The following is a 12,341-nucleotide window of genomic DNA, read 5'->3' as shown; positions in this document are numbered from 1 at the left end:
GCCCCCGCCACGCCCTCCTGCCGGGCGCGGCGGGGGCTTTGCGCTGCCCGCCCGCGCCCCGGCGGGAGGGCCGGCCGGGCTCAGGGGGCGGTCTGCCCGGGGGCCCCGCCCGCCGGCCGGGTCATGTCCTCGACCTCGGCCAGGGCCTCCTCCAGCCAGCGCAGCCAGAACGTCTCCAGGCCGATGCCGCCGTGCAGCACCAGCCGGCGCAGCCGGTCCTCGTCGGAGTCCCGCCCCGGCGGGAAGTCCTTGTCCTCGATGGCCTCGTAGACGGCCAGTTGCCGCCGGTGCAGGTCCAGATGGCGCCGCAGTTCCGCGGCCAGCCCGTGCGGGCCCACCACGGCGGCCGCCCGGATCCGCAGCAGCAGCGGATCCCGGATGGCCTTCGGGTCCTGGCTCTCGCCGACCCACCGCGAGAGCTCCGCGCCGCCCGCCGCGAGCACCTCGTACTGCTTCTTCTGTCCCCGTACGGGCACCTCGCTGGGCAGGGCCCGGATCAGCCCGGCCTCCTCCAGCCGGCCCAGTTCGCGGTAGATCTGCTGGTGCGTCGCGGACCAGAAGTACCCGATCGACTTGTCGAACCGCCGCGTCAGCTCCAACCCCGACGAGGGCTTCTCCAGCAGGGCGGTGAGGATGGCGTGCGGCAGCGACATGCGGCCATCCTAGGGAGCCGGCCGGCGGCGGGCCGTCGGGAGCGGCCCGGCGGGCGGCCCCGGCGGGCGGCCCTCCGGCTCCGTGGGGACGCATAACACAAGCCGGACATTGAGATGCGGATTTCGCCAAACGTTTCCCATTGCCCGGCAAAAAATTCGCCGCAGTCTTGCCGTGCCGGTGGCGGCCCGATGGGATGCGCGAGTCCCGTCGCTGAACGGGGCGTTCCGCTTATCCGTGCCGCCCGGACGATCCGGGCGGCACGGCATCCGAACATCGAGGTCGAGCCACACCGTGCGTCAGACATCCCCCGTCGCCACCCTTCTCGCCGTCGCGGCGCTTCCGCTCGCGCTGACCGCCTGCTCCGCCCCCGCGCCGAAGGCCGCCGCAGCGGCCCCGGCTTCCGCCTCCGCCGCCGCGGCAGCGCCGTCGGACCCCAACAAGGGCCTGCTGACCGGGAAGCAGCTCAAGGCCGCGCTCGCGCCCGCCTCGTTCTTCGCCACCGGCTTCACCGCCGACCCCGCGGACGCGCGCGACACCGGCACCACCTACCGGCTGCCCGCCACCGCCGACGTGCCCCGGCCCGACTGCGCCAAGCTCGGCGGGACGTCGTGGACGGACATCACCGGGATCAGCAGCGTCTCGTTCGCGCAGGACGCGTACGTCAACAAGAACTCCTCCGAGGAGTTCGCCCAGGAGATCGACGTCTACCGCGACACCACCGCGACGACCGTGCTCGACGCGCTCGGCCAGATCTCCAAGGCCTGCCCGAGCTACTCCGACGAGCCGACCCACAGCACGGTGACGGTCACCGAGAAGCCCCTGACCGGCATCGGTGACGGTGCGTGGGCCATCACCGAGACCAGCCCCGCCTGGCAGGGCGGCACCACGCTCGTGGCCGCGCGCGTCGGCACCTCGGTGGTGACCGTGCTGGTCAGCAGCAGCTCCGACAAGGGCCTGGCCGGTGCGACCAAGCTGACGAACCAGCTGGTGGGAGCCCTCAAGGGCAAGGCCTGACCACGGCCTCCCCGCCCGGGGACCGTCTCCCGGATCAGGCCGGGCCCGATCCGGGGGGCAGGCCCCGGGCCCAGTCGGCGAGGGCCTCCGGAGTGGTGGGGCCCGCCGCGGCGGCCGGCAGGAGGCCGCGGGACCGGAGCAACGCCGTCACCGCCGGGGACCACGCCTGGCGCAGGCCCGCCGAGGCCAGCAGCTCCGGGTCCGACAAGAGGTCCTGCGCCGGCCCGGTGCGGATCCCCGACGGGGTCAGGACCGCCGCGTCGTCGGCCCAGCGGACCGCCAGGTCGACGTCGTGCGTCGCCATGACCACCGTCGTGCCGGCCGAGCGCAGCCCCGCCAGGACGTCCAGCAGGCGTTCCTGCCCGTCCGGGTCCAGACCCGCCGTCGGCTCGTCCAGGATCAGCACCCGCGGGGCCATCGCCACCGCGCCCGCGATCGCCGCGCGCTTGCGCTGCCCGTACGAGAGCAGGTGCGTCGGGCGGTCCCGCAGCGCCGTGATGTCCAGTGCGGCGAGCGCCGCGTCCACCCGCTCCCGCACCTCCCCGGCGGGCAGTCCGAGGTTCAGCGGCCCGAACGACACGTCCTGTTCCACCGACGCCGCGAACAGCTGGTCGTCCGGGTCCTGGACCACCAGCTGCACCGCCGTCCGCAGCCGGGTCAGTCCCGCCCGGTCGTACGACACGGCCGTGCCGTCGAGGCGCAGCGCACCCGGGCCGGGCCGCAGGCCCCCGCTCAGCAGCCGCATCAGCGTGGTCTTGCCGCTGCCGTTGCGGCCCAGCAGGACCAGCGCCCGGCCCGGTGCGATGGCGAAGTCCACGCCGGACAGGACCGCCGGGCCGTCCTCGTACGCGTAGCCCGCGCCGGCCAGTTCCACCAACGGGTTCACAGGTACAGCCCCTTCAGGGTGAGGGTCAGGGTGATCAGGGCCGTCAGCAGCGCCCCCGACGCCGCGACGAACCGCCACGACAGGGCCGCCTCGGGGACGAGCACCCGCAGCGCGCCGTCGTAGCCGCGCCCGGCCAGGCCCACCTGGAGCCGCGCCGCGCGATCGAAGGCCCGTACGAACGAGGTCGCGGCGAGCCCGGCCAGCGAACGCCACACCGCGGCCCGCCCGGCCTGGCCCAGCCGGGCCGCCTGGGCGCGCCGTACCTGCGCCATGGAATCCAGCAGCAGGAAGCCGATCCGGTACATGACCAGGGCCACGTCCACCACGGGCGCCGGGACCCCGGCCCGGACGAGCCGGGGCAGGACGTCCGAGACGGGGGTGGTGAACGCGAACAGCAGCACGCCAAGCGAGGCCGCCGAGGTCCGCAGCAGCAGCTCCGCGGCGTGCCGGGGGCCGTCGGGCGCGAGGGAGACGAACCCGCCCGGCCCGCCGACGGAGACCAGCAGGGGCAGCGCCCCGGTGAAGCAGAAGCCCAGCGGGATCCGGAACGCCCGCCACAGCTGCCGCCCGGCCACACCGGCCGGGCCGAGGAGCACGGCGAGCGTCGCCGCGGCGACCAGCGGCCCGCCGGGCCAGGGCGGCAGGCACACGGCGGTGACCGTCAGCCCGATCCCCAGCAGGGCCTTCTCCAGCGGATGCCGGCGGCGCCAGCGGCTGCCGTGCGCCGCCACGTCGATCGGGAGCACCGCCTACGACTCCGCGGCGGCGGGACCGGCGGCGGGGCCGGCTGTGGTCGCCGCGGCGGCGGCCGCGCCCTGTCGGCGGCCCTTGCGGACGCCGAAGTAGTAGGCGAGCACGCCCGCGCCGAGTGCCGCCTGGAGGGCGAACAGCGCCGACTCCACCTCCCCGGAGGGGGGTTCGTACAGCGGCGAGAACCACGGCTCGTAGTCCGGCTTCAGTTCGGTGATCGCCGCCTCCGCCTGCGCGTCGGCGCCCGTGAACGGCTCCTCCTTGCCCTCGCCCAGCCCCAGCGCGAGCGGCAGTACGGCCAGGGCCGCCACCAGGAGCAGCAGCAGTCCGTTGATCTTCGTGTTCCGGTTCATCGCCATCAGAGCGCCGCAGCCTTCCGCTCGCCGCGGGCGCCCGCCTTCGCGACGCCCAGCCGGATCAGGTCCGCCGTGCTGGACTGCATCAGCAGCCGCATCACGAGCACCGTCAGCAGGCCTTCGCTGACCGCGAGCGGGATCTGCGTGACCGCGAAGATGCCCCCGAACTTCGCGAGCGATCCGAGGAACCCGCTGCCGGGGTCCGGGAACGCCAGCGCCAGCTGCACGGAGGTCACGCAGTAGGTGACCAGGTCGGCGAAGAAGGCGCCGAAGAAGACCGTCACCATCAGCGGGACGTCGAAGCGCTTCAGCAGCAGGTAGACCCCGTACCCGGCCCAGGGCCCGGCGATCGCCATCGAGAAGACGTTCGCGCCGAGGGTGGTGAGCCCGCCGTGCGCGAGCAGCAGCGCCTGGAACAGCAGGGTGATGGTGCCGAGCACCGCCATGATCGGCGGGCGGAACAGGATCGCGCCGAGCCCGGTCCCGGTGGGGTGCGAGCAACTGCCCGTCACCGACGGGATCTTCAGGGCGGACAGGACGAAGGTGAACGCCCCGGACGCCCCGAGCAGCAGCGTGCTCTCCGGGTTGGCCTTCACCTCGCGGGTGAGGGCGCGGACACCGTGGACGACGAACGGGGCGGACGCGGCGCCCCAGGCGACCGCGTGCAAGGGGGGCAGGAACCCCTCGGCTATGTGCATGACTGGGAGACCTCTCCAGCACCTCGTGGATGGACAACGCGCCCCGGCCGGTCTCCTGGCTCACGGGTGCTGATGCCCTGGCTCCGCCTTCCCGGGCGGTGCGCAACCCTCTCGCGCCGCCCAGTGGCTTCCTGTCGGAGTGGAGCCGGACTTCCCGTTCACAGTGGCGAGGGCCGCACCGGTTCCGCACCGGTTTCCCGAACACCAAGGCCCGTTGACCCTAGTCGGACGGACGGACCGGTACCAACCCGGTCCGAACGGGTGCGGTTCGCGGCGGCCGGCCCCGAACGGGTGCGGCCCGGTGGCGGCGCCGCCCACGGGCGCCCAGGCTGGCGGCGTGGCCGCAGACTACGACTACTCCGACCTGACCGCCGTCTACCTCAACTGCACCCTCAAGCGCTCGCCCGAGACCAGCAACACCGAGGGCCTGATCGGCCGGAGCCGCGCCGTCATGGAGGCGGCCGGCGCCCGGACCTCGCTGATCCGCGCCGTCGACCACGACATCGCCACCGGTGTCTGGCCCGACATGACCGAGCACGGCTGGGAAACCGACCAGTGGCCCGTCCTGTACAGCCAGATCATGGACGCCGACATCCTCGTCCTGTGCGGCCCGATCTGGCTCGGCGACAACAGCTCCGTCATGAAGCAGGTCATCGAGCGGCTCTACGCCTGCTCCTCGATCCTGAACGAGCACGGCCAGTACGCCTATTACGGCCGCGTCGGCGGCGCGCTCGTCACCGGCAACGAGGACGGCGTCAAGCACTGCGCCATGAACGTCCTCTACAGCCTCCAGCACCTCGGCTACGCGATCCCGCCGCAGGCCGACGCGGGCTGGATCGGCGAGGCCGGGCCCGGTCCCTCGTACCTCGACCCCGGATCCGGCGGCCCCGAGAACGACTTCACCAACCGGAACACGACCTTCATGTCGTGGAACCTCATGCACCTGGCCGCCCTGCTCAAGCGGTCCGGCGGCCTGCCGGCGCACGGCAACCAGCGCTCGGAGTGGGACGCGGGCTGCCGCTTCGACTTCCCGAACCCCGAGCACCGGTAGTCCGCCCGCACCTCACCGGCACTCGTCGCGGTGCGCTACGTCCGGCACGAACCGCTCGGGCGCGTGCAGGGTGAAGGAGGCGGCGGCCGGCTCGTGCGGCGCCAGGACGGGACCTACCGGGGCAGGAGGGTGCTCAGTTCGGCGTCGAGGTCGTAGTGCCGCCGTTCCTCGCCCCGCGGCACCAGGCCGACCAGCCGCCGGCACAGCGCGCGCACGTCCCGGGCCCGGGCGGACACCACGCAGCTCTGCACGCCGTTGCTGAAGGCGAGGAAGACGCGCGGCTCGCGGCCCCGCCACCGCGGCCACACCCGGATGTCCCCCTCGCCCGTCCCGCAGGTCTCCCCGTCCAGCAGCAGGTCCCGGGAGAACACCCAGTGCGCCAGGTGGAGCCCGGCGCCCCGGAAGTCGAGCACCAGCTCGTAGGGCCGGTCGCGGCGGTACGTGAAGGCCCCGTGCACCGGTATGGACTCGGGGGAAGCCTCCAGCCGGAGCGGGAGGACGTGGTACTCGATGCCGTTGTCGTCCATGCGCTGCGCCTCTCTGTCGTGTCTCGTCCCGCTTGCCCGCGGCTCCCCCCGGGCAAGCTAGCCCACCGCCCGGCCGTCCCCGGGGGCCGAAGGTCCCGACCCCGCGGGCCGCTGGACCCCTCTTGGCACAGGAACGCGGAGCGGCCCGCCCTCCGGGGGGAGGGCGGGCCGCAGGGTCACCGGTCCGCTACGGGGCGGGGTGGAAGAGGAGCGAGCCGTTGGACTGCCCGAGGGCGGTGGAGACGGCCCCGTTGGACTGGGCGCCGTTGCTCTGGTCGGACGCCCCGGAGCCGGTGGCGACCTGCTGGGCGGTGGAGGAGGTGCCGAGGTTGCCGCCGGCCACCCCGCTGCCGAGGATCTCGGCGACGGCGGCGTCGGACGAGATGCCGGCGCCGGCGCCGTTGTCGGCCCGGGCGGTGCCCGCGAACAGCGCGACGGCGAAGGGGAGCGCTGCGACGGCCGCCAGGGCGCGGATGCTGCGGTTGCTTGCCATGATGAGGTCCTCCAGTACGCAAAAAGGCTGCGGTCCAGGGCGGTTGGCCGGCCGCCGGGGGTGTGGCCGCGACGTCACGTGATCACCATGGCGCATCTGATCATCGAGAGACCAGGGCGGGCCGGAGGGTTCGCTCGCACGCGTGATCAACTCGCCGCAAACGTCACGTGCCCGGCGCGTTCCGCTCGTTGCGCCCCCGGGCGCCGCAGCGGCCGGCGGCGGGAACGCGGAAGGGGGGGGCGCCCCGCCGGGGGGGGCCCGCCCGCCGCCGCCCCCCTTCCGGCGTCAGCCGCGCCGGGTCAGCATTCGATGACGTTGACGGCCAGGCCGCCGCGGGCGGTCTCCTTGTACTTGATCTTCATGTCGGCGCCCGTCTCCTTCATGGTCTTGATGACCTTGTCGAGGGACACCTTGTGCGTGCCGTCACCGCGCATCGCCATCTTGGCCGCCGTGACGGCCTTGACCGCCGCCATGCCGTTGCGCTCGATGCACGGGATCTGGACCAGGCCGCCGACCGGGTCGCAGGTCAGGCCCAGGTTGTGCTCCATGCCGATCTCGGCCGCGTTCTCCACCTGCTCCGGGGTGCCGCCCAGCACCTCGGCGAGGGCGCCCGCCGCCATCGAGCAGGCCGAACCGACCTCGCCCTGGCAGCCGACCTCGGCGCCGGAGATCGAGGCGTTCTCCTTGAACAGCATGCCGATCGCGCCCGCCGCGAGGAGGAAGCGGACCACGCCGTCCTCGTCCGCGCCCGGCACGAAGTTCATGTAGTAGTGCAGGACGGCCGGAAGGACGCCCGCCGCGCCGTTGGTGGGCGCGGTGACGACGCGGCCGCCCGCCGCGTTCTCCTCGTTGACCGCCATCGCGTAGATCGTCGTCCACTCGCTGCGGTGCATCATCGGGTCGCCCTCGGTGCGCAGCTGGCGCGCCGTGGACGCGGCCCGGCGCTTGACCCGCAGGCCGCCCGGGAGGATCCCCTCGCGGGACATGCCGCGCGAGACGCACGCCTGCATGACGCGCCAGATCTCCAGCAGGCCCTCGCGGATCTCCTCCTCGGTGCGCCAGGCCTTCTCGTTCTCCAGCATCAGGGAGGAGATCGACAGGCCGGTCTCCTTCGCGAGGCGCAGCATCTCGTCGCCCGAGCGGAAGGGGTACTTCAGCACGGTGTCGTCGAGCTTGATCCGGTCCTCGCCGACCGCGTCCTCGTCGACGACGAAGCCGCCGCCGACCGAGTAGTAGGTCTTCTCCAGCAGGGGCGCGCCCGCGGCGTCGTACGCGAAGAGCGTCATGCCGTTGGCGTGGTACGGCAGGGACCGGCGCCGGTGCAGGATCAGCTGGTTCGGCTCGTCGAAGGCGATCTCGTGCGCCTCGCCTATTTCGGTGCCGAGCAGGCGCAGGCGGCCCGTCTGCCGGATGCGCTCCACCTCGTCGTCGGCCGTCTCCACGTTCACCGTGCGGGGGGAGTGGCCCTCCAGGCCCAGGAGCACCGCCTTCGGCGTGCCGTGGCCGTGGCCGGTGGCGCCGAGGGAGCCGTACAGCTCGGCGCGGACCGCCGCGGTCTGGGCGAGTACGCCGTCCTTCTTCAGCCGGGTCACGAACATGCGGGCGGCCCGCATGGGGCCGACCGTGTGGGAGGAGGAGGGGCCGATGCCGATGGAGAAGAGGTCGAAGACGGAGATGGCCACGGTGGCGGACTCCCTTGTCTGCTCGTGGGGTGGGAGGGGGGCGGGCGAGGCGGGCGATGCAGGAGGGGTTATATTTCGGAATTTTACCGACAGACGAGCTTAACGCGGAGAAGTGAACGGCTCGGCTGCCGGAGCGGGTGCGCGAGGTTGCGGTTGGGCGTGCGTCAGGTCACGTTTCCCGCTCCACGGCCGGGCCGGGCGGGCCCGGAGGGGCCTCGCCTCCCCCTCGGGGCCGGTCCAGGATGCGGTCCGGCCCTGGCGGCCCGCCGGAGCGGGGCCGGACGCCCGCCGGACGCCCGTCGCGGGTCGGCCGGGCGGCCGGCCGGGGGTCATGGGAAGGGCCCGGTTCTGCGGACTGCGCAGCCGGGCCCTTCTCGTCGAATCCCCGGACGTCAGAGCGTCGGGTACAGCGGGAACTTCGCCGCCAGCGCGGACACGCGCGCCTTGAGGGACTCGCTGTCGTACGCCGGCTTCAGCGCCTGCGCGATGATCTCGGCCACCTCGGTGAAGGCCTCGGCGTCGAAACCGCGGGTCGCCAGGGCCGGCGTGCCGATCCGCAGACCCGAGGTGACCATCGGCGGCCGCGGGTCGTTCGGGATGGCGTTGCGGTTGACCGTGATGCCGACCTCGTGGAGGCGGTCCTCGGCCTGCTGCCCGTCCAGCTCGGAGTTGCGCAGGTCCACCAGGACCAGGTGCACGTCGGTGCCGCCGGTGAGGACGTCCACGCCCACGGCCTTCACGTCGTCCTGGACCAGGCGCGCGGCGAGGATCTTCGCGCCTTCCAGGGTGCGCTCCTGGCGCTCCTTGAACTCGGGCGAGGCCGCGACCTTGAAGGAGACCGCCTTGGCCGCGATCACGTGCTCCAGCGGGCCGCCCTGCTGGCCCGGGAAGACCGCGGAGTTGATCTTCTTGGCCAGCTCCTGCGTCGACAGGATCACACCGCCGCGCGGACCGCCGAGGGTCTTGTGCGTGGTGGTGGTGACGACGTGGGCGTGCGGCACCGGGTTCGGGTGCAGGCCCGCGGCCACCAGGCCGGCGAAGTGCGCCATGTCGACCATCAGGTACGCGCCGACCTCGTCCGCGATGCGGCGGAAGGCGGCGAAGTCCAGCTGGCGCGGGTAGGCGGACCAGCCGGCGACGATCAGCTGCGGCTTGGACTCCTTGGCGAGGCGCTCGACCTCGGCCATGTCGACCTGGCCGTCCTCACCGACGTGGTACGGGACCACGTTGTAGAGCTTGCCGGAGAAGTTGATCTTCATGCCGTGGGTCAGGTGACCACCGTGGGCCAGGTTCAGGCCCATGATCGTGTCGCCCGGCTTCAGCAGCGCGAACATCGCGGCGGCGTTCGCCTGCGCACCCGAGTGCGGCTGGACGTTCGCGGCCTCGGCGCCGAAGAGCGCCTTGATGCGGTCGATCGCGATCTGCTCGACGACGTCGACGTGCTCGCAGCCGCCGTAGTAGCGGCGGCCGGGGTAGCCCTCGGCGTACTTGTTGGTCAGGACCGAGCCCTGGGCCTCCATGACGGCGACCGGAGCGAAGTTCTCCGACGCGATCATTTCCAGGGTGGACTGCTGGCGTACGAGCTCGGCGTCGACGGCGGCGGCGACGTCGGGGTCGAGCTCGTGCAGGGGGGTGTTGAGAACAGACATCAGGAACCCCTGGGGTGTCAGTTGTCGGAGTGGGTGAGCGCGGCGTACTCCTCGGCGGAGAGCAGGTCGGCCGGCTCCTCCGCGATGCGCACCTTGAACAGCCAGCCACCCTCGAACGGGGCGGTGTTCACGAGCGCCGGGTCGTCCACGACGTCCTGGTTGGCCTCGACGACCTCACCGGTGACGGGGGAGTACAGGTCGCTGACGGACTTGGTCGACTCCAGCTCACCGCAGGTCTCGCCCGCGGTCACCGTGTCGCCGACGGCGGGGAGCTGGGCGTAGACGACGTCACCGAGCGCGTTGGCCGCGAACTCCGTGATGCCGACCGTCGCGACGCCGTCCTCGGCGTCCGACAGCCACTCGTGCTCCTTGCTGTAACGCAGCTGCTGGGGGTTGCTCATGACCTGATTCTCCTGGATGCGGGGGAGTGCGAACGAACGGTGGTCTTGCGTACTGAGACGGCCGGTACGGCGTACGGGCGCTACTTCTGCCGCTTGTAGAACGGCAGGGCGACGACCTCGTACGGCTCATGCGTACCGCGAATGTCCACGCCGACGCCGGAGGTGCCGGGCGCGGCGTGCGCCGCGTCCACGTACGCCATCGCGATCGGCTTGCCCAGCGTCGGGGACGGGGCGCCCGAGGTGACCTCGCCGATCACCTCGCCGCCGGCGACGACCGGGAACCCGGCGCGCGGGACGCGGCGGCCCTCGGCGATCAGGCCGACCAGCTTGCGCGGCGCCTTCGTGGCGGCCTGCTCGGCGGCGGCCTCCAGGGCGGCGCGCCCGACGAAGTCGCCTTCCTTCTCGAACTTCACGACCCGGCCCAGGCCCGCGTCGAACGGGGTGAGGCCGGTGGTCAGCTCGTGCCCGTACAGCGGCATGCCCGCCTCCAGGCGCAGCGTGTCGCGGCAGGACAGGCCGGCCGGGACCAGGCCGACGCCCGCGCCGGCCTCGGACAGCGCCTGCCACAGCTGCACGGCGTGCTCGGGGGAGACGAACAGCTCGAAGCCGTCCTCGCCCGTGTAGCCCGTGCGCGCGATCAGCGCGGGCACGCCCGCGACGGTGCCCGGCAGGCCGGCGTAGTACTTCAGCCCGTCCAGGTCGGCGTCGGTGAGGGAGGCGAGGATGCCGGGGGACTCGGGGCCCTGCACGGCGATCAGCGCGTACGCGTCGCGGTCGTCGCGGACCTCGGTGTCGAAGCCCGCGGCGCGCTCGGTCAGGGCGTCCAGGACGACCTGGGCGTTGGAGGCGTTCGCGACGACCATGTACTCGGTCTCGCCCAGGCGGTAGACGATCAGGTCGTCGAGGATCCCGCCGTCCTCCTGGCAGATGTGCGTGTACCGGGCGCGGCCGACGCCGACGGTCGAGATGTTGCCGACGAGCGCGTAGTCCAGGGCCTTGACGGCCTCCGGGCCGGTCAGCGTGATCTCGCCCATGTGGGACAGGTCGAAGAGACCGGCCCTGGTCCGTACGGCGTTGTGCTCGTCGCGCTCACTGGCGTACCGCAGGGGCATGTCCCAGCCCGCGAAATCGGTCATGGTCGCACCGAGCGACCGGTGCAGCGCATCGAGGGCGGTCAGGCGGGGGGCAGTGCTCATGGGTGTGGCTCCCGGGTCCCAGGGCATGACATGACGAGGACGATCCTCCCCATCTGTCATCGGAACCTGAGAGGTTCGCCGAGAGTTCCCGGTCGGACCCGGGGAACCTCGACTTGCACCTTGGGTGGAGCGCACGCGGGTGCCGTCGTGAGGGACGGCGGCGCGGCTCGCTTTTCAGATCTGCCTCATCCACGCGGTACGGGGCCTGAGAGATTCAAGGGAGGAACTTGCTCCTTCGGCGCCCGGGCACCGCCTCACGGCGTGCCGGGACTCTCCCGCGCGGATTCAAGCGGCCGGTATGCAGTTGGTCCAGATGGCGCACATCATTGCACGCCGTCCGGGCGATCGGGCGTGCGGGCCCGGAAGAACGTACGGAGCGGCCGTCCCGGAGCGGTGGGCGGGCCGCGGGCCCCGACCGGAACCGGGGCCACCGGATTACCGTCTCTTTACACTCAGTGGGCATGGGGCCCGCGCGGCCCCGATTGGGGGAGGCGATCACAGTGCGGAGATTCGGAGTGCTGGCGTTGACCGGGACCGGGGCCGTGGACGGGGTGCCGGCGGCGCGGCGGGCCTGCGCCGACGGCCCCCTCGTACGCGACCTGCGCGGCCGGGGCCCGCACGGACCCCAGTGGCTCGGCTTCGCCGAAGGCGACATCGTCGTGGTGTCCGGCCTGCCCGGCGGCGGCAAGAGCACGCTGATCAAGCGCGCCGCGGACGGCGGCGGCATCGACTCGCAGGACGTGCGCGAGCGCTGGGAGCGGCGGATGCCGAGCCGGCTGCCGTACGCCGTCTACCGGCCGCTGGTCCGCTGCGCCCACTACTGGGGGCTGTGGCGGACACTGCGCTCCGGGGCCTCGGCGGTGGTCCACGACTGCGGAACCCAGACCTGGGTGCGCGGCCTGCTGGCCGCGGCCGCGCGGCGGCCGGGCCTGCGCCGCCGGGGGCCGGTGGCTTATAAACATCAGTCGCTGGCGTCGAATATTT

At 72.9% G+C, this 12,341-nt stretch carries 13 protein-coding genes, 1 pseudogene and 2 riboswitches; of the genes and pseudogenes, 3 read left to right on the top strand and 11 right to left on the bottom strand.

The features are described 5' to 3' along the window. Positions 1–80 precede the first annotated feature (80 nt). Complete coding sequence (locus tag ACFXA3_RS19570; RefSeq protein ID WP_385188333.1) at positions 81–653, bottom strand: PadR family transcriptional regulator; 573 nt, start codon at positions 651–653, stop codon at positions 81–83. Between the two features lie 292 nt (positions 654–945). Between ACFXA3_RS19570 and ACFXA3_RS19565 the strand changes: the two genes are divergently transcribed. Next, positions 946–1,668, top strand: a complete 723-nt coding sequence (locus ACFXA3_RS19565; protein WP_385188332.1) for a hypothetical protein — start codon at positions 946–948, stop codon at positions 1,666–1,668. Between the two features lie 34 nt (positions 1,669–1,702). Here ACFXA3_RS19565 and ACFXA3_RS19560 read toward each other — a convergent pair whose 3' ends face one another. Genes ACFXA3_RS19560 through ACFXA3_RS19545 form a run of 4 tightly spaced genes read right to left on the bottom strand, consistent with a single transcriptional unit; the run spans position 1,703 to position 4,358 of the window. Next, the gene (locus ACFXA3_RS19560; RefSeq protein ID WP_385188330.1) at positions 1,703–2,554 is read right to left on the bottom strand and encodes an energy-coupling factor ABC transporter ATP-binding protein; all 852 of its coding nucleotides are present in this window, start codon (positions 2,552–2,554) and stop codon (positions 1,703–1,705) included. Next, positions 2,551–3,300 carry a cobalt ECF transporter T component CbiQ gene (cbiQ, locus tag ACFXA3_RS19555; protein ID WP_385188328.1) on the bottom strand — a complete coding sequence of 250 codons (750 nt, stop codon included), beginning with the start codon at positions 3,298–3,300 and terminating at the stop codon, positions 2,551–2,553. Before cbiQ ends, ACFXA3_RS19560 begins: the two co-directional genes overlap by 4 nt. 3 nt (positions 3,301–3,303) lie before the next feature. After that, positions 3,304–3,657 (bottom strand): energy-coupling factor ABC transporter substrate-binding protein, encoded by a 354-nt coding sequence (locus tag ACFXA3_RS19550; protein ID WP_385188334.1) that lies wholly within the window; start codon positions 3,655–3,657, stop codon positions 3,304–3,306. A gap of 5 nt (positions 3,658–3,662) precedes the next feature. Then, positions 3,663–4,358 (bottom strand): energy-coupling factor ABC transporter permease, encoded by a 696-nt coding sequence (locus tag ACFXA3_RS19545; RefSeq protein ID WP_385188326.1) that lies wholly within the window; start codon positions 4,356–4,358, stop codon positions 3,663–3,665. A 27-nt stretch (positions 4,359–4,385) separates the two neighbouring features. Then, a riboswitch (cobalamin riboswitch) is annotated at positions 4,386–4,582 on the bottom strand. Between the two features lie 113 nt (positions 4,583–4,695). On the opposite strand from ACFXA3_RS19545, the gene ACFXA3_RS19540 reads away from it, so the two are divergent. After that, positions 4,696–5,409, top strand: coding sequence for a flavodoxin family protein (locus ACFXA3_RS19540; protein ID WP_385188324.1), 714 nt, complete (start codon positions 4,696–4,698; stop codon positions 5,407–5,409). Between the two features lie 113 nt (positions 5,410–5,522). On the opposite strand, the gene ACFXA3_RS19535 is transcribed toward ACFXA3_RS19540, so the two are convergent. From ACFXA3_RS19535 to gcvT, 6 genes are all read right to left on the bottom strand, one after another. Beyond that, on the bottom strand, positions 5,523–5,936 hold the full coding sequence (locus ACFXA3_RS19535) for an SsgA family sporulation/cell division regulator (protein WP_385188322.1): 414 nt from the start codon (positions 5,934–5,936) through the stop codon (positions 5,523–5,525). Between the two features lie 187 nt (positions 5,937–6,123). Further along, the gene (locus ACFXA3_RS19530) at positions 6,124–6,429 is read right to left on the bottom strand and encodes a hypothetical protein (protein WP_385188320.1); all 306 of its coding nucleotides are present in this window, start codon (positions 6,427–6,429) and stop codon (positions 6,124–6,126) included. 299 nt (positions 6,430–6,728) lie between these two features. Continuing rightward, positions 6,729–8,111 (bottom strand): L-serine ammonia-lyase, encoded by a 1,383-nt coding sequence (locus tag ACFXA3_RS19525; RefSeq protein WP_385188319.1) that lies wholly within the window; start codon positions 8,109–8,111, stop codon positions 6,729–6,731. Positions 8,112–8,503: 392 nt separating this feature from the next. Continuing rightward, entirely contained in the window at positions 8,504–9,760 is a 1,257-nt protein-coding gene (gene glyA / locus ACFXA3_RS19520) for a serine hydroxymethyltransferase (protein ID WP_385188317.1), read from the bottom strand. Between the two features lie 17 nt (positions 9,761–9,777). Beyond that, a complete protein-coding gene (gcvH, locus tag ACFXA3_RS19515; protein WP_385188315.1) occupies positions 9,778–10,161 on the bottom strand; it encodes a glycine cleavage system protein GcvH in 384 nt (127 codons plus the stop codon). Positions 10,162–10,241: 80 nt separating this feature from the next. After that, a complete protein-coding gene (gene gcvT / locus ACFXA3_RS19510) occupies positions 10,242–11,357 on the bottom strand; it encodes a glycine cleavage system aminomethyltransferase GcvT (RefSeq protein ID WP_385188313.1) in 1,116 nt (371 codons plus the stop codon). 184 nt (positions 11,358–11,541) lie between these two features. Further along, positions 11,542–11,645: riboswitch (glycine riboswitch) on the bottom strand. Between the two features lie 206 nt (positions 11,646–11,851). Between gcvT and ACFXA3_RS19505 the strand changes: the two are divergent. Continuing rightward, positions 11,852–12,341: pseudogene (locus tag ACFXA3_RS19505) on the top strand (hypothetical protein); the annotation flags it as partial.

Origin of the sequence: Streptomyces sp. NPDC059456 (assembly GCF_042750055.1) — a bacterium.
Lineage (GTDB): Bacteria > Actinomycetota > Actinomycetes > Streptomycetales > Streptomycetaceae > Streptomyces.
Note: the sequence above shows the minus strand (reverse complement) of the source record. Positions and strands in the feature narration are given on the sequence as shown.